The sequence below is a fragment of the Streptomyces sp. NPDC048389 genome (assembly GCF_040706335.1).
Classification (GTDB): domain Bacteria; phylum Actinomycetota; class Actinomycetes; order Streptomycetales; family Streptomycetaceae; genus Streptomyces.
In genome coordinates this window covers 1-21049 of record NZ_JBEZKP010000037.1, presented here as the reverse complement: position 1 = coordinate 21049, position 21049 = coordinate 1, and the positions used below count along the sequence as shown (strand labels likewise).

General features: G+C 72.2%; 16 protein-coding genes and 1 pseudogene. 8 read left to right on the top strand and 9 right to left on the bottom strand.

The annotated features are described in order from the left end of the window. Positions 1 to 67 precede the first annotated feature (67 nt). Entirely contained in the window at positions 68 to 886 is an 819-nt protein-coding gene (locus AB0903_RS23330) for a PaaX family transcriptional regulator C-terminal domain-containing protein (protein WP_366705724.1), read from the bottom strand. Positions 887 to 890: 4 nt separating this feature from the next. Beyond that, on the bottom strand, positions 891 to 2507 hold the full coding sequence (locus AB0903_RS23325; protein WP_366705722.1) for an AMP-binding protein: 1617 nt from the start codon (positions 2505 to 2507) through the stop codon (positions 891 to 893). A 141-nt stretch (positions 2508 to 2648) separates the two neighbouring features. Here AB0903_RS23325 and AB0903_RS23320 point away from each other — a divergent pair, with 141 nt between their 5' ends. Together AB0903_RS23320 and AB0903_RS23315 are read left to right on the top strand one after the other, a co-directional pair. Continuing rightward, positions 2649 to 3893 (top strand): acyl-CoA dehydrogenase family protein, encoded by a 1245-nt coding sequence (locus AB0903_RS23320; protein ID WP_366705720.1) that lies wholly within the window; start codon positions 2649 to 2651, stop codon positions 3891 to 3893. Further along, complete coding sequence (locus AB0903_RS23315) at positions 3890 to 4288, top strand: RidA family protein (RefSeq protein WP_366705718.1); 399 nt, start codon at positions 3890 to 3892, stop codon at positions 4286 to 4288. The genes AB0903_RS23320 and AB0903_RS23315 overlap by 4 nt, the downstream gene beginning before the upstream one ends. Before the next feature lie 181 nt (positions 4289 to 4469). Here the strand turns inward: AB0903_RS23315 and AB0903_RS23310 are convergent, their stop codons facing one another. After that, the gene (locus tag AB0903_RS23310; RefSeq protein ID WP_366705716.1) at positions 4470 to 4931 is read right to left on the bottom strand and encodes an SPW repeat protein; all 462 of its coding nucleotides are present in this window, start codon (positions 4929 to 4931) and stop codon (positions 4470 to 4472) included. A gap of 241 nt (positions 4932 to 5172) precedes the next feature. On the opposite strand from AB0903_RS23310, the gene AB0903_RS23305 reads away from it, so the two are divergent. Next, positions 5173 to 6006 carry a hypothetical protein gene (locus AB0903_RS23305; protein WP_366705714.1) on the top strand — a complete coding sequence of 278 codons (834 nt, stop codon included), beginning with the start codon at positions 5173 to 5175 and terminating at the stop codon, positions 6004 to 6006. Positions 6007 to 6396: 390 nt separating this feature from the next. Here the strand turns inward: AB0903_RS23305 and AB0903_RS23300 are convergent, their stop codons facing one another. Next, complete coding sequence (locus AB0903_RS23300) at positions 6397 to 6759, bottom strand: winged helix-turn-helix transcriptional regulator (RefSeq protein WP_366705784.1); 363 nt, start codon at positions 6757 to 6759, stop codon at positions 6397 to 6399. A gap of 60 nt (positions 6760 to 6819) precedes the next feature. Between AB0903_RS23300 and AB0903_RS23295 the strand changes: the two are divergent. Continuing rightward, positions 6820 to 6909: pseudogene (locus AB0903_RS23295) on the top strand (rubredoxin); the annotation flags it as partial. A gap of 160 nt (positions 6910 to 7069) precedes the next feature. Beyond that, a complete protein-coding gene (locus AB0903_RS23290) occupies positions 7070 to 8257 on the top strand; it encodes an acetyl-CoA C-acetyltransferase (protein WP_366705712.1) in 1188 nt (395 codons plus the stop codon). 973 nt (positions 8258 to 9230) lie between these two features. Here the strand turns inward: AB0903_RS23290 and AB0903_RS23285 are convergent. Together AB0903_RS23285 and AB0903_RS23280 are read right to left on the bottom strand one after the other, a co-directional pair. After that, positions 9231 to 9740, bottom strand: a complete 510-nt coding sequence (locus tag AB0903_RS23285; protein WP_366705710.1) for a hypothetical protein — start codon at positions 9738 to 9740, stop codon at positions 9231 to 9233. 53 nt (positions 9741 to 9793) lie between these two features. Continuing rightward, a complete protein-coding gene (locus AB0903_RS23280) occupies positions 9794 to 9970 on the bottom strand; it encodes a hypothetical protein (RefSeq protein WP_366705708.1) in 177 nt (58 codons plus the stop codon). Between the two features lie 31 nt (positions 9971 to 10001). Here AB0903_RS23280 and AB0903_RS23275 point away from each other — a divergent pair, with 31 nt between their 5' ends. The 3 genes from AB0903_RS23275 (at position 10002) to AB0903_RS23265 (ending at position 15425) form a co-directional block, all read left to right on the top strand. Beyond that, positions 10002 to 10820, top strand: a complete 819-nt coding sequence (locus tag AB0903_RS23275; RefSeq protein ID WP_366705706.1) for a hypothetical protein — start codon at positions 10002 to 10004, stop codon at positions 10818 to 10820. 369 nt (positions 10821 to 11189) lie between these two features. Then, positions 11190 to 14147, top strand: a complete 2958-nt coding sequence (locus AB0903_RS23270; RefSeq protein ID WP_366705704.1) for an AAA family ATPase — start codon at positions 11190 to 11192, stop codon at positions 14145 to 14147. A 618-nt stretch (positions 14148 to 14765) separates the two neighbouring features. Further along, positions 14766 to 15425, top strand: a complete 660-nt coding sequence (locus AB0903_RS23265; RefSeq protein WP_366705702.1) for an ankyrin repeat domain-containing protein — start codon at positions 14766 to 14768, stop codon at positions 15423 to 15425. Positions 15426 to 15900: 475 nt separating this feature from the next. On the opposite strand, the gene AB0903_RS23260 is transcribed toward AB0903_RS23265, so the two are convergent. The 3 genes from AB0903_RS23260 to AB0903_RS23250 form a co-directional block, all read right to left on the bottom strand. Beyond that, positions 15901 to 17430 (bottom strand): UDP-N-acetylglucosamine 1-carboxyvinyltransferase, encoded by a 1530-nt coding sequence (locus tag AB0903_RS23260; RefSeq protein ID WP_366705700.1) that lies wholly within the window; start codon positions 17428 to 17430, stop codon positions 15901 to 15903. 586 nt (positions 17431 to 18016) lie between these two features. Further along, positions 18017 to 18559 (bottom strand): hypothetical protein, encoded by a 543-nt coding sequence (locus tag AB0903_RS23255; RefSeq protein ID WP_366705698.1) that lies wholly within the window; start codon positions 18557 to 18559, stop codon positions 18017 to 18019. Positions 18560 to 18693: 134 nt separating this feature from the next. Then, a partial coding sequence (locus tag AB0903_RS23250; RefSeq protein WP_366705696.1) for an ALF repeat-containing protein occupies positions 18694 to 21049 on the bottom strand: 2356 nt, incomplete at its 5' end.

Sequence of the window (21049 nt, the reverse complement as noted above, 5' to 3'; positions counted from 1 at the left end):
GGTGCGGCTCGCCCGGCGGCGACCAGCCGGGCCGCCACCCTGCGCGACCACCGCGGCGCCGGCTCCGTCAGCGCTCGCCCGCCCCGGTCACGAACGCCGCCCCCGCGTCCCGCAGCCGTGCGTGCAGCCGTCCGAAGACCTCGGCCGAGCGTCCGCCCGGCCAGCCCTGCGGCAGCAGCTCGCCGGGCAGGCCCGGATCGGCGTACGGCAGGCGCCGCCACGAGTCCAGGGCCGGCAGATAGTCCCGGTACGCGTCCTCCGCGGGGGTGTCCTGTCGGCCCTCCCACGAGCGCAGCACCGGTGCGTGCAGGTCGAGGAACTCCTCGTGCTGTTTGGCGATGGCCGCCAGGTCCCACCAGCGCGAGACCGACTCCGCCGTCGCCGCGAAGCCGAGATGCTCCCCGCGGAACAAATCCACGTACGCGTCCAGTTGCAGCCGCCGCAGCGTGTGCCGGGTCTCCTCGCAGAGCCTGGCGGGTGCGATCCACACCCCCGGGGCGGCCGCCCCGAAGCCGAGTCTGACCAGTCGCGAGCGCAGCAGATGCCGCTTGTGCCGCTCGGCCTCCGGCACGGAGAAGACGGCGATGACCCAGCCGTCGGAGAGGTCGGCGGACGACGGGGCGTAGATGCGCCGGTCGCCGTCGTCGAGCAGCTGGCGGGCGTCCTCGGACAGGGCGTAACCGGCCGCGCCCCCGGACGTGCGCTCCGGTACGAGAAGCCCCCGCCGTTTGAGCCGGGAGACGGAGGAGCGCACGGACGGCGCGTCGACACCGAGGGCGCCCAGCAGCCGGATCAGCTCGGCCACGGCGAGGGGGCCCGGCCGTTCGCGTCCGTACGCGCCGTACAGGGTGACGATCAGGGATCTGGGAGTGTGCTGCTCGGCCACGTGATCACTCTAGGGCTCGCAGCCGGAACCGCTGCAGCTTGCCGGTCGGCGTGCGCGGCAGGGCGTCCAGGAAGACGATCCGCCGCGGGCACTTGAACGGCGTCAGCCGCTGCTTGACGAAGTCTCGCAGTTCCTCGGCGGCCGCCTCACCGCCGGCGGCGCCCTCGCGCGGCACGACGTACGCCACCGCGATCTGTCCCCGCAGCGTGTCGGGCCTGCCGACGACCGCGGCCTCGGCGACGTCGGGGTGGTGCAGCAGCGCGTCCTCGACCTCTGGTCCGGCGATGTTGTAACCGGCAGAGATGATCATGTCGTCGGCGCGGGCGACGTAGCGGAACCGGCCGTCGCTCTCGCGTACGTATGTGTCACCGGTGAGGTTCCAGCCGCCCTGCACGTACTGGGTCTGCCGGTCGTCGGCCAGATAACGGCAGCCCACCGGACCGCGTACGGCGAGCAGCCCGGGCTCCCCGTCCGGCACCGGCAGTCCCTCGCCGTCCACCACGCGAGCCTGCCATCCCGGTACCGCGACGCCGGTGGTGCCGGGTCTGATCGCCTCGTCCGCCGCGGAGATGAAGATGTGCAGCAGTTCGGTCGCGCCGATGCCGTTGATGATCCGCAGCCCGGTCCGCTCCTGCCACGCCTGCCACGTCGCGGCGGGCAGGTTCTCACCTGCCGAGACACAGCGCCGCAGGGAACCGGTGTCGTGCCCGTCGAACTGGTCCAGCATCACCCGGTACGCGGTCGGCGCGGTGAACAGCACCGACACCCGGTGCTCCGCGATCGCCGGCAGCAGCTGCCCGGGGCCCGCCTGCTCGAGCAGCAGGGCGCAGGCGCCGGCGCGCAGGGGGAAGACGACCAGACCGCCGAGCCCGAAGGTGAAGCCGAGCGGCGGGCTGCCCGCGAACACGTCGTCCGGCTCGGGCCGCAGCACATGTTCGGAGAACGTGTCGGCGATCGCCAGCACGTCCCGGTGGAAGTGCATGCACCCTTTGGGGCGGCCGGTCGTGCCCGAGGTGAACGCGATCAGCGCGACGTCGTCGGCCGCGGTCGCCACCGCCTCGTACGGCTCCGCCGTCCGGGCGTGGGCCAGCCGGACCAGATCGCCGGGCGTGTCCCCGCCGTAGGCGGTGATCCGCAGCCCCGGCACTTCCGCCTTGGCCAGATCGTCGACCGCCCGCACATCGCAGAGCGCGTGCGAGACGGCGGCGATCTCGCACACCGTGGCCAGCTCCTTGGCCCGGTGCTGCGCCAGTACGGTGACCGCCACGGCACCCGTCTTCATCACCGCCAGCCAGCAGGCCGCGAGATACGGCGTCGTGGGCCCGCGCAACAGCACCCGGTTGCCCGGGACGATCCCGAGCTCCGTGGTGAGCACGTGCGCGATCCGGTCGACCTGCCCGCGCAGCTCCCCGTACGACCAGACCTCGCCGCCGCCGGAGCGGAAGACGGGGCGCTCCGCGCCGAAGCGCTCGATCGTGCGGTCCAGCAGCTCCGTGCCGCAGTTGAGCCGCGGCGGGTAGTGCAGCGAAGGCAGGTCGAAGACCAGTTCCGGCCACTGTTCCGCGGGCGGCAGATGGTCGCGCGCGAAGGTGTCGATGTGGGCCGAGGGTGTCAGCTCCATGGTGCGCCCCCTGTCGGGTCGGCGTCGCCAGATGAGCGTATCGTGATGGTGACGACAGTCAACAGCTCGCGATACCGTGCTTTCGGGGCCACCCGGCGAGGCCACCCGGCCGCCGCCGGACCGACTTCAGTGGGGGCACGAATGCCCGTATTCTCGCTCGATCCGGCACAGGCCGCCCGGTGTGCCGAACTGCGCATGCTGGCAGCGCAGCGGCTGCGCCCTCTCGCGGAGAAGGGTGAAGCCGGCCGCGTCAACCGCCCCTTGGTCGAGGCCCTCGGAGAGCTGGGGCTGCTGGAACGGCTGTTCACCGCCGGCGCGCTCGAACTGTGTCTGCTCCGTGAGTCCCTGGCCCACGGCTGCACCGAGGCGGAGACCGCGCTCGCGCTCCAGGGACTCGGCACGTCACCACTGGTCCAGGCGGGTACCGAGGAGCAGCGCGCACGCTGGCTCCCGGACGTCGTCGCGGGCCGCGCCGTCGCCGCCTTCGCCCTCAGTGAGCCCGACGCGGGCTCCGATGCCGCCGCCCTCGCCCTGAAAGCGGTACCGGACGGCAGGGGCTGGCGGCTGAGCGGCGAGAAGCGGTGGATCTCCAATGCCCCCGAGGCCGACTTCTACACCGTCTTCGCCCGGACGACCGAAGGTGCCGGGGCCCGCGGGGTCACCGCCTTCCTCGTGCCCGCCGACCGCCCCGGCCTGGACGGGAGTGCGCTGGAGATGCTCTCGCCGCATCCGATCGGCGCGCTCACCTTCGACGGCGTGCCGGTCACCGCCGACGACCTGCTCGGTGAGCCCGACCGCGGGTTCCGCGTCGCCATGAACACCCTCAACCGCTTCCGGCCCAGCGTCGGCGCCTTCGCCGTCGGCATGGCGCAGGCCGCCCTGGACGCGACCGTCACCCACACGGCGGGCCGCCGGGCCTTCGGCGGCCCGCTCGGAGATCTGCAGTCCGTCGCCCATCGCGTCGCCGAGATGGCCACCCGTACGGAAGCCGCCCGGCTGCTCGTGTACGCGGCGGCCGCCGCGTACGACGCCGGGGCCGCCGACGTGCCGAAGCGCTCCGCGATGGCCAAACTGCTGGCCACGGAGACCGCCCAGTACGTCGTCGACTCCGCCGTACAGCTGCACGGGGCCCGGGCCCTCCAGCGCGGGCACCTCCTCGAACACCTCTACCGCGAGGTGCGCGCGCCCCGCATTTACGAGGGCGCCACCGAGGTCCAGCGCACGATCATCGCCAAGGAACTCTACGCCGAGGAGCACCGTCCCGAGGAGCACCGTCCCGAGGAGCACCGGCCCGAGGAGCACCGGCCCGAGGAGCACCGGCCCGAGGAGCACCGCCCCGAGGAACACCGCCCCGAGGAACACCGCCCCGAGGAGAAGTCCGTATGACGCTGTCGCGCCACAACCCGGCCGAACTGTCCCCACCCACCGGCTTTTCCCACGCCGTCACCGCCACCGGCTCCCGGCTGGTCTTCCTCGCCGGCCAGACCGCCCTCGACACCGACGGCAAGGTCGTCGGCGAGACGCTTCCCGAGCAGTTCGAGACCGCGCTGAGCAACCTGCTCACCGCCCTCGCCGCGGCCGGCGGCACCCCCCACGACCTCGCCCGCGTCACCGTCTACGCCACAGACGTCGCCGACTACCGCACCCACGTCGCCGAACTCGGCCGGATCTGGCGCCGGTCGGCGGGGCGTGACTACCCGGCCATGGCGGTCGTCGGGGTCGTACGCCTGTGGGACGAGCAGTGCCTGGTCGAGGTGGACGGGGTGGCGGTCCTGCCCTGAGCCGCCCCGCTCCCCGGCCCGACCGCCCCTCGGCCCCCTTCGTCATGGCCGCGATCTTCGCCGTTCTGGCCGCGGTGCGGGCAGGGCGAAGGCCCCGGCCTCCTCTTGGGTTCTAACGGTCCTCGCAACACCCGCGATCTGTGGGAGTTGCGAGGACCGTGAACGTTGAGCGTGGTGACCGTCAGCCGGCGGAACTCGGTCCGGGGCCACGACGGCGGCCTCGGCCGCCCCGTGCGCCGGCGGTGGCGGCCATGGCCAGGCCGCAGAGCAGCGCGACCGCACCGACGATGATGTTGCTGACGATGCTGCGGGTCGTGTCCATCGCTCCGGCGACGACCCATGGAGACACGATCGTCCATGCGCCGATGGCGCATGCGGTCCATGCCATGGCGTGGGTGCGCTCGTACGCCGAGCTGAAGCCGCCCATGAACAGGGCGAAGGCGATTCCGGTGATCAGGTTGCACACGGCCAGGTTGGTCAGCCCGCTGAAGCCGGCGATCCAGGGCGAGGCCGCCAGGTAGAGGCCCGTGACAAGGGCCAGTGTCTCGACGGCCTGCGCGCGCGGCGTAGCGGTGGCCCGCTCGAAGCGGGAACGCATCTCGGCCAGGTCCGGGTGTTGCTCGATGTCTGCGTGAGTGGTCATGGTGGGCCGCCTCCTACTTGCACCCTTATGTGTCCTTTATGTACATGGAACGCCCCTTTGTGCCGTCAGGTCAATGGGCAGTTTTCTTCCGGTGCTCGTGGTGCCGGCGGCCCCGTGCCGGGGCGTGGCCCGCCTTCTGGGCCCTCGGCGCTCCAGGGGCGTGCGGCGGCGTCCGGGGGCGGGGTGGCACGATGGCCTGTACGGCCAGTGCGATGGCCGTCACCTGCTCTCTGGGGGATCGATGAACATCTGGCTTGTATCCCGGCTCGTCGCCGTGACCGCCACGACCGCCCTCGTGCTGACCGGCTGCACCGGCTCCGGCGGCTCCACGGACGCGTCGGCGTCGCCCTCCGGCGGACCGGGGGCCTCCTCTCCGTCGTCGGGCGTTCCCACGTCCGACGCACCCACCGCCCCGACCACCGGCGTGTCGCCGACCCCGTCCGCGTCCGACCGCGGCGAGTCGCTGCCGGGCTTCCCCGGCCTCCGGCCGCTGTGGCCCTTCATCACGCTCGCCCAGGCCGAGAGCTGGGAGAGCCGGTACCGCTCCGGCGGCCACCAGCCGTGGCACCTCGACGCGGAACAGACCGCCCTGTCGTTCACCGAGCAGTACCTGGGCTTCCAGGACATCGACCGGGTCACCTCACGGGCCGTCGACGGCAGGGAGGCGCGTATCGGCGTCGGGCTGAGCGGGACCGAGTCCACCGGCACCGCGGCGGTCATCCACCTCGTGCGCTACGGCACCGGACCCGACGCCCCGTGGGAGGTGGTGGGCACCGACGACACCACGTTCTCCCTGACCGAGCCCGCCTATGGGTCGGTCGTACGCTCCCCGGCCACCGTGGGCGGGCGGATCACCGGGGTGGACGAGAGCGTCCGCGTGGAGGTGCGGCAGCCTTCGGCGGCGCGGCCGTTGGGCGAGAACTGCTGTGTCTCGGCGGGCGGCAAGGACCAGCCCTGGCAGTCGTCCGTCTCGTTCTCCGGCGCCACCGACCCGGTGCTGACGATCGTCGCATCCACCGGTGGCCACGTCGCCGAGGTCGAGCGCTTCACGGTCACGGCGGTACGTGCCGGCTGACCGCGAAGCGGGTACCGCACGGGCGGGTTTCGGGCCGTCCGGGGGCCGGGTGCCGGTTGCCGGGCAGGCACTGCGGGGCACCGGCCGTCTCCACCCGGTACCGGCTCAACCGGGTACGGGTGCCCACCCGGTACCCGCTCAACCGGGTACGGGTGCCCACCCGGTACCCGCTCAACCCGGTACGGCCCGCCCACCCGGTACCGCTGCGGCCGTCCGGGCGGTCGGCGAGCGAGGTGCGCGGTGCTCCGGCGCGCTGCGGCCGAGCGCCGCGATGGTGGCCGGCGGGTGCGGTGCGGATCCGAGCGCCAGAGGGGGCGGGCATCGGCCGAGCACTTCCCACGGGTGCCGCGGGCGCGGCAGTACGCGCGGGGTGCGCCGCGCCGGGCAGTGCTACTCCCGCTGCTCTGCCGCGTCGTCGGCGGCCGGCGCCCCGCGGCCGGTGGGGGAGTGGACGTTGTTGCGGACGGTCTCGCCGCAGTGGTGGCAGACCACCACCGGCTGGAGGATCTCGCCGCACGTGTGCCGCCAGCGGACGGGCGGATCGCCGGCGTTCAGATGCCGGTCGCCCCACCGCATGAGTGTGACCAGGACGTCCCTCAACTCCTTGCCTGCCGAGGTCAGGTGGTACTCGTACCTCGGTGGACGATCGCTGTACTGCTCGCGCCGGACGACGCCGAAGGACTCCCACTTTAGGCCAGTGAGTTGCCTTTTCGGACTCCGTGACCCCTCGTCGGCCCCCGCCCGGGACGGGATGCCGGCCGGCGTCGCGGCGGTGGTGACCGGGAGTGGCGGACGGCGGCGTACGGGTTCCCGCCGGGCACCCGGTGGGAGGACATCCCGGATGACTGGGAATGCCCCGACTGCGGCGCGGCCAAGGCCGACTTCGTCATGGAAGAGCTGTGACCGGGAGCGCCCCCGCGCCCGCTGCCGGCCTGTTCCCCCGCTCCGGTTCAGTGCTTTTCCGACGTGCCGTTGGTCACACATCGTGGCTGTGAAGTAACTGACGGGTACCTTCGGAGGAGTCGATGAATCAGCCTCCACAACCCTCAACTCGGAGGAACACATGGCACGTTCGGTGATTCTGGGAGGAGCGCGGACCCCCATGGGAAAGCTGCTCGGTTCTCTGAAGGACTTCTCGGCGGCCGAGCTGGGCGCCGTGGCGATCCGCGCGGCCCTGGAGCGGTCCGGAGTGCGGCCGGAGCAGGTCCAGTACACGATCATGGGCCAGGTGATCACCGCGGGCGCCGGCCAGAACCCGGCCCGGCAGGCGGCGGTGGCAGCGGGCATCCCCATGGGAGTTCCGGCCCTGACCGTCAACAAGGTCTGCCTCTCCGGGCTGGAGGCCGTGGCCCTCGCCGACCAGCTCATCCGCGCCGGTGAGTTCGACCTGGTCGTGGCCGGCGGGCAGGAGTCGATGACGCAGGCCCCGCACGTCCTGCCCAAGGCACGCGCCGGCTTCAAGTTCGGCGAGACGCCGCTGGCCGACAGCATGGAACTGGACGGGCTGTACTGCTCCTTCGACGATGTCGTCATGGGCAGCGCGACCGACCGGTACAACACCCGCTACGGCGTCACCCGCGAGGAGCAGGACGCCTTCGCCGCCGCCTCCCACCGCAAGGCCGCCGCGGCGGTGAGCACGGGCGCCCTGGCCGAGGAGATCGTTCCGGTCTCCGTGCCGCGTCGGAAGGGCGATCCGGTGCTCTTCGAGCAGGACGAGTCGCTGCGTGCCGACACCACGGTGGAGGTCCTCGGCAAGCTGCGCCCCTCCTTCGGTCCCTCCGGCACCATCACCGCCGGCACCTCGTCGCCCCTGTCCGACGGTGCGGCGGCGGTCGTGGTGTGCAGCAGGGACAAGGCCGAAGAGCTCGGCCTGGAGTGGATCGCGGAAGTCGGCGCGCACGGCACGGTCGCCGGCCCCGACCCGAGCCTGCACGAGCAGCCGGCCAACGCCATCGGCGCGGCCCTGGCCAAGGAGGGCATCGGCGTCGGTGACCTCGACCTGGTGGAGATCAACGAGGCGTTCGCCTCGGTCGGCGTGGTCTCCACGGCCAAGCTCGAAATCCCCGAGGACATCGTCAACGCCGACGGCGGGGCGATCGCGCTCGGACACCCGCTGGGCGCCTCCGGAGCCCGGCTGGTGCTCCATCTCGCCCATGCGCTGCGGCGCCGGGGCGGCGGCACCGCGGTCGCCTCCATGTGCGGTGGCGGCGGGCAGGGCAGTGCGCTGGTGATCCACTCGCCCGTTTCCTGAGCCCTTGGTCCGGCGCTCTTCCGCAGGTGCCGGCGGGCGAGCGCTCCACTTCCGTCGCGCCGACGACGTCCTTCTTCGCGGCGCTGCGGCCGATGGAGGCACCGGTGCCGAGTGTCCGCTTGCCAGGTCCTCGACAGCCGCCTGCGCGGGGGGCAAGTTCCGTAGCAAATGGCGTACTTCCACGGATCCCCGCGACAGGTGGCCGGTGCGAGGCTTGACAGCCCCACCACGACGAGGAGCGATCATGCCCGGTCACGACCGGATCAGCCCCTTCCACGGGCGGCCGGTCGTCCCGCGGATGGCTGCGGCGTCCGAGAAGCGGCTGACCACACCGTACGGCGGCGATCTGGTGAACGATCACCTGTCGGCCGGTGGCTGGAAGGGCCCCTTCGCCGTGCGCGCCCTGCTCGACCAGCGCGCGGGCAGGTCGACACTCCGAGCCGGCGCGGGGTTCCCTGCCCCACCCCACCGCGGAGTGCCGCACATGCCGACCGTCGAATCGCCGATGCCGCCGCCCCGAAGGCCGACGGCGACAGGATGCGTCGCGCATGTCCGCAACCACATCGGCCCCTGGGGCCCGGGTTTCGTGCGGGCGACCTCGCGCCGCCGACCCGAGCCGGGCCGGGAGACCCGGCTCCGGTACCGGGATCGCGCCACCTCGTGCTTCCGTCTCCGCGCCGCGCGGCTGGTTCAGGTGGAGCCGGACCCGTGGTGGGTGAACTCGGTGGGCCGGCGCGGTGCCCGGACCTGTGCGGGCAGCAGAACCGAGAGCGGCACCGAGCCCGTCGGCAGCGGCCCGTCCATCCGTCACGAGGCGTTGCGGGAAACCCTCCACGCCGTGGCGGAACGCGCTACGGCTGCACGCCTCGATGCGTGTGCCCCCACATCGGCTGCGGACCGGTTGGAGCGCTGGGCGCCTCGTGGGACCCCTCGTCGCCGACGTGCCGGTCGCCCGGGGCCCGGGTGGGGTCGTTCACGACCGCGGGAACCCGTATCCCGCTCGGCGGGTGTCGTCGCGGAACACCCGTTCCCGCGCAAGCAGCCGGTCGAAGAGCTCGTACCGGTCCAGGCGTGCCTCGCCGTCCCCGCAGCCGACGTCCTCGGTGAAGACCTCGTCCACCAGCAGTGCGCGCAGCCGCTCCCGCAGCTTCCCCCGGTCGTCGCACCGCCCCAGGAGGTAGCTGTCGTAGTCGAGCCGGATGCCCGCCTCCACCGTGCCGCCCTGGAGATCCTCTTCGAGGACCAGCCGCGCTCGTACGGTGCCGGAGGCGGTCGTACGGGAGTCGAGGCCGGCGCACGAGACGACGTCCGCTCGGATGTCGCCCCGGACCAGCAGGTCGCCGGCGCTGAAGACCGCTCCCGCTTCCAGACGGCCGCCGACGACGATCAGCCCGTCCGGCCCGTGGTCGTACAGGCAGCCGCCGACGGTGAGCGCCCCCGTGACCACCACCGCGGTCGCGGTGCCAAGATGGCCGGTGACCACGAGGTCGCCGTGGTGCAGCAGCGGCTCGGACAGCTCCTGGTCCCCGGTCGGGGTCAGTGCAGTGGATCTCCGGCTCCGCCGAGCGCCCCGGCACCGCGCTCCAGCAGAGCCCAGAACGCGTGGGGGCCGCCCTCGTGGTCCCTCAGCGAGGCGAGGACCTGCAATGCCGCTTCGTACCGGTCGGACCGGTCCGCGATGCCCTCCACCCGGTCAACTGCCCTACCGGGCACCGTAACCACCTCTTGGAATCGGAGCTGTGAAATGACCGACATCGTCTCCCGCTGGCGGGAGTTCGAGCATACGCTCCAGGCGAAGGGGTTCGGCTGGGCGCTGGACCACGCACCCGCCGACCTGCGCTGGCCACGGTCGGCGACCCATCCACGCGGAGCCCGGCTGGACCACCTGCTGCCCGCCGACTACCGGGCTTTCGTCAAGGAGGTCGGCTATCCGGTCCTCGGTTTCTCGTACTACGACCGCCAGGGGACGACCTTCCTGCCGCCTGCGGCGATGTCCGTGCTGTCGGTCGAGATCCACGACGAGGAGCACGGTTTCCCGGAGGCGGTCGAGGGCGCGCCCACCCCGTGCCGTCATGCCTTCTTCGCCGGCTACGACCTGTCGGACATCAATGGCTACGCGCTGGCGGAGGACGGGGTGTGGGTGGTCGAGGACTCGGCCGCGATCGAGTACGTGGGCAGCTTCACGGAATGGCTGTCGGGTACACTGATCGATGCCGAGTACCGCATCGCCGAGCCCGGCTTCGGAGCGGACGCGGACCCCGGCGAGGCGGCCGACCCGCATCGGCTGCTCGGCTACTCACTCGAAGCCGTCCTCCCCCGCCCCGCGTACAGCCCGGCGGACCTGGAACTGAGCTGGGTCGAGGACCAGTCCGACGATCCCTACTCCTACGGCCTGATCGACGCGGAGGGGCAGTGGCGCATCCCGATGGGCAGGCGGTACGTCGAGGTCCGGCCGTTCCGCGACGGAGTGGCCGAGGTGAGACTGCCCGCCGAGGACGGGTCCTACGGCGGACCGTGGACGCGGATCGACACCGAGGGTGCGCCCGTCGACCGGCCCTCATAGCAGCCGATCACTCGCAGAAGACGATCAGCCCCTCGCCGACCGCCGCGGCGTCGGCGAGGAGGGCAGTACCCTCCGTCACCCGGCACGGGGCCAGGGGCGAGAAGGCCCACGCCGCCTGAGCGTTCGCGCCCGTCGGCGGGCCGCCGTCGAGCCAGCAGCGGCCCGCCAGAGAGCCGGTCAGTAGTGTCAGGCGCTGCGCCCCTGTCGGACACCATGTGCCCGGGTGGGCGGAGGCCGGAGTCGTGACGGGGACGGCACTGTCACAGCCGTGCTGTAGAACGGCTCCTGGACATCGAACCGGTGCCCGGCCTCGCCGAGGCCAGCGGTGCCGCGCCGCACCGTGGCGGGTCCGTGCCTAGGGAGATCGTGGTGGCCGAGTCGTGTGGGGAGCCGGACGGGCGCCTGGCGAAGGTGCCGTTCGTCAGCAGATCCATGGAGCTCGGCCGGCTCGAAGCGGTCCTGAAGCGCATCGGCGCCGACGGTCCGGCCGTCGTTGACATCGCCGGCGAGGCAGGCATCGGCAAGAGCCGTCTGCTGGCGGAGTTCACCGCGCTCGCCCGCCGCCGGGGCGTGATCGTGCTGCGAGGCCGGGCCACCGAGTACGAGCGGCACGGCCCCTTCCAGCCGTTCGCCGACGCCTTCGCCGACCTTGGCCCGCGGGCGCTCAGGGCGTTCCCGTCGCTGCGGGAGCTTCCGCCGGTGCTGCGGGGGCGGAGCGAGCCCGCCGGTGAGCAGTGGACCCGGGACCGTTTCGGTCTCTACCGGACGACTGCTGACGTGCTGCGCCGACTCAGAGGCGAACGGCTCGTCGTAGTGCTCGACGACCTGCACTGGGCCGACCCCGCCTCCTTGGAGCTCGTCGACCATCTCGTGAGACATCCCGTACCGGCGCCCCTCCTGCTCGTCGTCGCGCGCCGGGCCCGCCAGGCCCCGGCCGCGCTCACCGCGGCGCTTGCTCGTGGAGCCGACACCGGTGCGGTGCAACGCATCGTCCTCGGTCCGCTGGACGAGCAGGACTGCGTCGAGGAACTGGCCCACGACCTGCCACGGCGGCGGGCGGCCGAGCTGTACGCGGCGAGCGAGGGCAATCCCCTGTACTTCCTCGCCCTCCTGCAATCGCAGCGAGGCTCGCGGCGGCCCGGGACCTCGCTCCCCGAGGTGCCGCGCCGATCGGCCACCCACGCGTTCCCCGACGGCTTTCCCGCCGGGCTGGGGGCGCTGCTGCTGGACGAGCTGGCACCGCTGAACCCGCTGGAGCGCGGCACCGTGGAGGCCGCCGCGGTCCTCGGCGACCACGCCACGGCCGGCCTGATCGCCGCCCTCACCGAATCGCCCCTGCCCGACGTCGTCGAGGCCCTGCGCGAGGTGACGCGCCGAGATCTCGTCCGACCGGACCGGGACGGACACCGCCTGGCCCTGCGGCACCCGCTGATCCGGGCCCTCGTCCACGAGAACACCGACCCCTGGCGGCGGCAGGAGTTCCACCGCCGCGCGGCGGACGCACTCGCACGGGCCGGCGCTCCCCTCGCCGAGCAGGCGCACCACGTGGAGCGCTCACTCACCGGATGGGACCCGGATGCCGCCGTCGTACTGACCGAGGCCGCCGAACAGACCGCCGTGACCGCGCCGGCCACCTCCGCCCACTGGCTCCAGGCGGTCCTCCGGATACTGCCCGGCACTCCCGAACACGTGAACAAGCGCCGCGAGTTGATGCTGGCGCGGGCCGGCGCCCTCGGTGCCACCGGAGCCCTGCGGGAAAGCCGGGACCTCTTCCACCAGGTGATCGACATTCCGTGCAGGAACGCGGACGACGACGCCCTGCGGATATCCGCAGTCGTGCAGTGCGCCGTCATGGAACGCCAGCTCGGGCGCTACGCCGAAGCCGACGCGTTGTTGCGCCGCGAACTGGACCGATGCCCGGGGCCGTCGCCGGCCCAGCGGACGGCGCTCGTCATCGAATGGAGCTGTCGCGCGCAGTTCGTCGCCCGCTTTCCGGAGGTGCGCGAAGATCTCGCCCGCGCTCTGGAGAGCGCCCGTGCTCTGGGTGACGGCCTCGGTCAGATGGGCGCCCTCACGCTGGCCGCCATGGGCGAGGCGCACGAGGGGGAGTCCGCCGAGGCCACGAGGCTCGCCCGGACCGCGGCCCACCTGGCGGACGCACTCACCGACACCGACCTCGCCGGGCTGTGCGAACCCCTGGTCCGACTGGGCTGGACGGAGGCGATGCTCGACGCCTTCGCCGACGCCGAACGGCACAGCGACCGCGGCGCCGGCATAGCCCGTCGCACCGGCCGCCTCTACATACTGTCCCAGCTCCTGCTGAGCAAGGGGTACGCCCACTTCCTGACATGCAGGGTCACCACGGCCCTGGAACTCGCCGACGAAGCCGCGACCATCGCCCGGGCCCTGGGCAGCGGCGAACTGCTCGGCTTCACCCTCGCGGTCAGAGCCCTCTTCCTCCAACAGGCCCGCCCGCCGGGCGATCCGACCGTGCTGACCGCCGCCGAGGAGGCCACGGCGGCGGTGGACGGCACCGGGCGGAGCTGGTGGTCCACGTTGTCACGGTCCCTGCTCGCCTTCGCCGCGATGGGCGCCGGTGACCCGCACCGCGCCCGGGACGTGCTGCTGGCCGCCGGCGGCGGCAAGGATCTGTCCCTGCTGCAGCCCTCCCTGCTCCCCGAATACCTGGAACTGCTCGTCGCTTCCTCATTGGCCGTGGGCGAGGTGGAGGAAGCCGAACACTGGGCCGAGCGTGCCCTCAAGGAGGCCGAACGGCTCGACCTGGCGACCCGGCGGGCCGCCGCGCTCCGTGCCCTCGGCCAGGTCGAGGCCCATCGCGGAAACCCGGCCGAGGCGGCACGGGCCTTCGCCGAAGCCGCCCGGGAGAGCGCGCGAGCCGGCGCCACCCTGAGGGAGGCGCAGAGCCTGCTGCTCGGCGCACCCTCGGCGAAGGCCGCCGGTGACGGGGCCCGTGCCGCCGAGATGTGGCGTCGCGGGCGCCGCCTGGCCGAGGAGGGCGGGGCGCTGCTGCTGGTCGCCCTGGCCGATCGGACGGGCCAGGCGGTGCACGGGCACGGGGACGCGACAGCAGCACCGGACCGGCCGGCCGGCAAACTGTCCCTGCTGACCTCGCGCGAGCGGGAGATCGCCGAACTGGTCGCCGAGGGCCTCACCAACCAGGCTGTGGCCTCCCGGCTCTGCCTCAGCCCGCGCACGGTCGAGAGCCACGTCGCCCGCGTGTACCGCAAGACGGGTGTGCCCTCCCGTGCGGCGCTGGCCACGTTGATGGCCCGCCACGGCGGTACGGGGCGCGAGACGCCTCCGTGACCGGTTGTCGTGCGGTGTGCGGGGTGCGGTGTGCGGTGTGCGGGGTGCGGTGTGCGGCGAGGCCCGCGACGCGTACCGCGCCCAGCGCAGCGCGTGCCGCACAGAACGTCGCGGGCCCGCCACACCCAAGGCCCGGGGAAGCATGGGCGAACTGGGACGTCGACACGCGCCGTGGGGCGACGTCACAACCCTGAACTGGTTCCTGTGCCCGGCATACACCCGGCGCACGGGGCTGCGCGTCCCGTGCGCATGAACTCTGTATCGACGGGGGGAAACACGCATGGCCGGTGACGTGGTGTGGATCGAGGAGCAGCGCGGAAGGGTGTATTCCACGCGGGCGCGGGTCAATCCGGCCCATCTGACCGAGGGGCTCGAGCGGGGCCGTGCTGCCTGGACGAGGCGACCCTGCTGAGTATGCCGCCGCCCCTGGACTGTGCGTGTCGACCGGCGCGGGTGGTCAGTAGAACTACGGAAGCGGCCACGGAAACCGCCGGCACCCGCCTGCTGACGGCCTGCGGCCCGGATTGTCTGTTCTACGTTGCGTTTCTGGTTCGGCGTCCAGCCTGCCAGGGTCCGTTGTCAGCGGGCCGCCCCAGAGTTCTCACGGTGAGCGAAGTCATGAGCGAATCCCTTTTCAGCGCTGCCGACCCTGTGCGCGGCGGTGACCCCGCCGCGCGTGCCGAACTGGTTCGCCGCCTGATCGCCGATGGCGCGGACGTCTCGGCGCGCGACGAGAGTGGGGCCACCGCGCTGCACCGGGCGGTGAAGGCCCCGTACAGCGCGGACGACCCGCTGCCGTCCCTTGAGGTGATACGGGCGCTGCTGGAGTGCGACGCGGATGTGCACGCCGTCGACAACAACGGCGTCACCCCTGCCGTGTGGGCCGTGGCCTTGAACGACTCCGATCCGGCGGCGTGGGTGGAACGCTCGTTGCAGGTGCTCGCGCTGCTCGTGGAGCACGGTGCCCGACTGGACGGCCCGAGTGGCAACACCACCAAGAGTTCTCCGGCCCACCACAGCACCGTGGCCGTGCCGCTGTACACGTTCCTGCTCGACCACGGCGCCCCGATCGACGCGGTCGACGCCCGCGGCGACGCCCCGCTGCACGCGACCGTACGCTCCCAGCGGCCGGGCCTGGTACGGCTCCTGCTGGAGCGCGGCGCCGACACAGCCGTCGTCAACCGCCTCGGCCAGACCCCGTGGGCATGCCGGACTCCGCGTCGCCGGGCAGGTCCGCGTCGGAGAGGACGGGGACGCGTTCCGTCCGGGTGTCGGTGACCGCGACGCGCACGGTGTCGGTGGCGTGGGTGAGCCGGACGTGGAACCCGGAGCCGAGGGCGATCACATCTGCCAGGAGCCGCGCGTGCAGCTCGGCATGTCCGTCACGCGGCCGCCCCGGTGTGGGACGCGAGCTGTTTGACGGTCGGGATGTGGTGCGGGCCATGATGGGCGAGCCGGTGGCTGGCGCAAGCAGCGTGGGCCGTGCCGGGTGAGCATGGCTGTGGCAGAGTGTTCTGCCCCGAGCAGAGGCATGGGCTGTCGGTCATGACGCTCCTCTGACGCTCTGGGCGCCCGCACGCGGGGCAGTGAGCCGGGAAAAGGTCCTGACCTGGCCCTTCTCCCGAACTCACTCCGGGCCCACAAGACGACGCCTTCGGCTCCGGCCAAAAGTCCCAGAAGCGCCGCCGTGCCCCTTCCTGCCTCGCGTTCACGCAGGGCAGAAGGGGTATGATGGCGCATTTTCCGAAGACCCTCAGATGTCCCGGAAGATCTCGATCTGCGCCCCCACCGAGTTCAGCCGCTCCGCGAGTTCCTCGTAGCCGCGGTTGATCACGTACACGTTGCGCAGCACCGACGTGCCTTCCGCCGCCATCATCGCCAGCAGGACGACCACCGCCGGGCGCAGGGCCGGCGGGCACATCATCTCGGCGGCGCGCCAGCGGGTCGGGCCCTCGACGAGGACGCGGTGCGGGTCGAGGAGCTGGAGACGGCCGCCGAGGCGATTGAGGTCGGTCAGGTAGATCGCGCGGTTGTCGTAGACCCAGTCGTGGATCAGGGTCTGGCCCTGGGCGACGGCGGCGATCGCCGCGAAGAACGGCACGTTGTCGATGTTCAGGCCGGGGAACGGCATCGGGTGGACCTTGTCGATGGGCGCCTCCAGCTTGGAGGGGCGCACCGTCAGGTCCACCAGCCGGGTCCGACCGTTGTCCGCCGCGTACTCGGAGGTGCGGTCGTGGTCCAGGCCCATCTCCTCGAGCACCGAGAGCTCGATCTCGAGGAACTCGATCGGCACCCGGCGGATCGTCAGTTCCGACTCGGTGACGACGGCGGCGGCCAGCAGGCTCATCGCCTCGACCGGGTCCTCCGAGGGGGAGTAGTCGACGTCGACGTCGATGTCAGGGACGCCGTGCACGGTCAGCGTCGTCGTCCCGACGCCTTCCACCTTGACGCCGAGCGCCTCCAGGAAGAAGCACAGGTCCTGGACCATGTAGTTGGAGGACGCGTTGCGGATGACGGTGACGCCGTCGTACCGGGCGGCGGCCAGCAGCGCGTTCTCCGTCACGGTGTCACCGCGCTCGGTCAGCACGATCGGGCGCCCGGGGGACACCGAACGGTCCACCACGGCGTGGTAGATGCCCTCCGTCGCCGTGATGTCCAGGCCGAAGCGGCGCAGCGCGATCATGTGCGGTTCGATGGTGCGCGTCCCGAGGTCGCATCCTCCGGCGTACGGCAGCCGGAAGTTGTCCATCCGGTGCAGCAGCGGGCCGAGGAACATGATGATGGAACGGGTCCGGCGGGCGGCCTCGACGTCCATCGAATCCATGTCCAGCCCGGCCGGCGGCACGATCTCGAGGTCGCGGCCGTCGTTGATCCAGCGGGTACGGACGCCGATGGAGCCGAGGACCTCCAGCAGTCGGTAGACCTCTTCGATACGGGCGACGCGGCGCAGTACCGTACGCCCCTTGTTGAGGAGCGAGCCGCAGAGCAGCGCCACGCACGCGTTCTTGCTCGTCTTGACGTCGATGGAGCCGGAGAGCCGGCGGCCGCCGACGACCCGCAGATGCATGGGGCCGGAGTAGCCGAGAGAGACGATTTCGCTGTCGAGCGCCTCACCGATCCGAGCGATCATCTCAAGACTGATGTTCTGATTGCCGCGCTCGATGCGGTTGACCGCGCTCTGGCTCGTGCCCAGCGCTTCGGCGAGCTGTGTCTGTGTCCAGCCGCGATGCTGACGGGCGTCACGGATGAGCTTGCCGATACGTACGAGGTAGTCGTCTGCCATGCCCAGGAGGCTATCTCACATATGAGATGTGATCGCATCCAGGTGGTCCATCCGGGTGACGCCTCGTCACGCGCCCGGCGTGCGCCCGGACGTGCGCACACTCTGCTCTCGATGTTCGCCTACCGGCACACACCTCGCAACCTTCATGAGGCCGGACAAGTGGGAGTGAATGCCCCCTATTCGGGTGCACGGTGGGCGTATCGGGTGGCAGGGTTCACGCTACGCCGTGCCTACGCCGGGGCGTTTCAGCGCCGATCGGCTCAGCCGCGCGGGTGAGCCGATCGATCACCGGATCGGGCCGCTCCAGCGGCCGCTCGGCGCGCCGGCGTCGGCGCCGTTGCTCAGCCACGCGTACGGGCCGTCGACTTCACGGCCGTCGATCCCGCCCCCGTCGACCCCGCCCCGTCGACCCTGCTCCCGTCGACCCCGCCCCGTCGACTTCGCGGCCGTCGGTCGTGGTGCCGGACAAGGCACGCGACAGTGCCGTAGGGGTCGGCGACGTCCCGTCTTGCGGTGCCGGTCGAGCCGGTTGGCTTGGGCACCGAGTGCGGTGCGGTGGGGCGGGGCGGGCGGTGGGCGGGCAGGCTCACATGTACTGGAAGTACCGGTCCCACCAGGCCGGCGGCGGATCCTCGGCCTCTTCCTCGGGCTCATCGCCGTCCTGGGCCGCCAGTGTCGCCAGCACCTCCTCGGGGAAGTCCTCCTCCCCGATGGGGCTCGGTCCGTCGTACGGCTCCAGGAGCAGATCGACGGGTACGTAGACGCATCCCAGCTCCGTACAGAGCTCGTCGAGCCAGGTCACGAAGGTGTCGCTCAGGCCCTCTTCACAGCCGGGCAGGCCCCAGTCCCGGCCCGTTCCGACGGTGACGAAGGGGCCGAAGTTGCTCAGCAGCACCCACAGGGGCCTCTCCGTTCCTGCGGCCGGAGCCGGGACCGAGACGTAGCCGTGGAAGCTCGCGTCCTGCACCGTGCCGGCCGTCACGGACGGCCCGAACCGCCGTTCCAGGGCGTCGGCGAGCCGTGCGAAGCGCTGCCGGGCGGCGGGTAGGTCGTGGTGCTCGGGGAGCTCCAGGTGTCCGGGGTCGTCCAGCTCGTGCAGGAGCTCCCGGGCGCGGTCGGGGGAGAGCATGGCGGTGTCCTTCTGCGGAGTCCGTCGTTCGTGGCTGTGGCTGTGGCTGTGGCTGTGGCTGTGGCTGTGGCTGTGGGTGAGGGCCGGCGGCCGGGAAGCCCGGTCCGCCGGCCCTCGGGGTCGTCCTCGTCCCGTCACGCCGTCGGGCAGTCCCTCGACGCGGACGGGTACGCGGTGATGACCCGGTACTTCTTGCTCTTGTACCGGGTGACGATGCACATGAACCTTTCGCCGCCCTCGCCGATGGGGTTCTCGTACTCGACGGGGAAGACCTTGTTGCCCCGGTTGACGATCGGGTCGCTGCCGCGCCTGCTCCAGGCGTCGTCGATCAGTGACAGGAGCTCGCCCTGGTCCTTCTCGTTGAAGACGCCGTGCAGCGGCTTGTCCGGGTTGGGCCTCGTGTGGTCCATGATGTGGTCGATGCGGTGCCTGTTGGCGTTTTCCCTCATGTAGACCAGGCCGCCCGGTGACTGGAAGATGTCGTTGCCCAGGTTCTGGAAGCCCACCGGGCAGCTGACCGAGCTCGCCGCCGCAAGCGACATCGACCGCGCCAGCGACCGTGCGCACAGCGCGAACGCCGGGTTCTTGCCGAACAACTTGCGGAAGAAGTCGTCCGCCTTGGTGCCCCACTTGCCGAACTTGGCGCCCGCGGCGCCCCATCCGGCGAACGGCACCATGCCGGCGCACGACAGTCCCGCGTCGACCACTTCGCCCTCGCCGAAGTACCAGGCGCAGTTGATGCCGTCTGCGGCCTCGCCGAAGCCCGGGATCAGGCCGAGGACATCGAGGGTGAAGTGGCCGCCCTCTGAGAGCACCTTCCCCCAGTCGATCTCCTCCAGCTTGGCCATGTACTCCGCGAACTCCTCGTCCTCCGCCCGCAGGCTGCGCTCCTCGGCCTCGGCGGCGAGATCCGCGAAGTGCTGCCGGATCTCCTCCTGCAGCTTCTGGAACGCCACCAGGCCGGCGGCGGTCGACGCCCGGCTCGCCGCGTCGGCGTCCTTGCCGGCGGCGACCGAAGAGGCGTACGCGGCGTCGGCCGCCGCCCAGGCGTCACTCGCGGAAGCCTGCGCCGCCGCGGCGGACGCCTGGGCCTGGTTCGCCGACAGGTCGGCCCTGCGCACGGCGTTCTTGGCGTCGGCTTCGGCGGCGCGGGCCGTCCGGGCCGAGGCGGCGGCTTCGGCGGCGGACGTCTCCGCGGCGTCGGCGTGGGCGTCGGCCTCCTCGGCATGCTCCCCCGCCTGAACCGCGGACGCCTGCGCCTGCTTGGCGTACTCGGCCGCCTCGGCGGCCGCCTTGCGCGCCTCGGCCGCCACCTTGGCGGCGAGTGCGGCGTTCTGCTGCGCCGTCGCGGCCACCCGGGCTGCCCCGGCGATCAGCCCCTGCATCCGGGACACGTGCGTCGCGGTGAGTTTGTCCTGCCGCGCCGCGCTGTACTGCTCCACCTCGATGAACCTGTGCAGCACCTGAGGCGGTCCGGCCAGCGCCACGTCGGCCGCGGCCTTGAGCTCCGGCCCTCCGAAGCTGCGCAGTTGGACGGCGCGGACGCGCTCGTCACTCGTACGGGCCGTGTAGTACCCGGAATGGACGAACTGGCGCATCGCCTCGGTCGAGCCGGATTCCAGTGCCTCGCGACCCGCCGTCGTCACCGCCCGTCCGCCGTTGTTCATCAACTGGGTGACGCGGACGCGGTAGTCGTTGGCGGCAGCCTCGTGCTGGCCGGTCGCGATGAAGGAGCTGATCCGCGCCGCGTCGCCGGTCAGCGCTGCCTTGGCGGCCGTACGGACGTTCTCGTACTCGGAGTCCCACGCCAGGTTGACCGTGCGTGCGTACTCGTCGCGCCGGGCGGCCTCCTTCAGGCCGGTCCGGATGTATTCGACGACCAGCGCGTCCGAACCCGCCAGGGCGGCCTCGGCCGTGGTGACGCTCCACGGACCGCGGGTCTTGGCGACATGCAGCGCGATCTTGCGGGCCTTGGCGGCGATTTCCTGCAGGTCCGCGTCCGGCTCGTTCACCTCGGCTTCCAGGCGCAGCGCCTCCTCGTCCGCCGCACGGGCCTCCGCGGCGGCCGTCCGCTCGCGCGCTGTGTGCGCGTCGTACTCGGCCTTCAGGGCCTTGGCCTGCTCGACCTCGGTGTAACGGCGGTCGGCGAGTTCCTCGGCCTCGACCTCGCGAGCCAGGTCGTAGGTGCTCTTTGCCTGGACTACGGCCGCGGTCGCGGCGTCGGCGGCCTTCTTGGCCTCGGCCGCGTGCTTGGTGGACTCGGTAGCCGCCAGGGCGGCGTCACCGGCGTGGTCGGCCGCCTTCTCGGCGGCAGCGCCCGCGTTGCGGGCGTGGACCGCCGCGGAGTTGGCGGCGTCCCGGGCCTCGCGAGCGGCCCGGGCGGCCTTGCCCGCCAGGGCGACGGCCTTGTTGGCGGCGCGGGTGGCCTCGGCCGCGTGCCGCCGGGCATCGGCGGCCGCGTCCCGGGCCCGCTGGGCCTGGGCGCTGGAG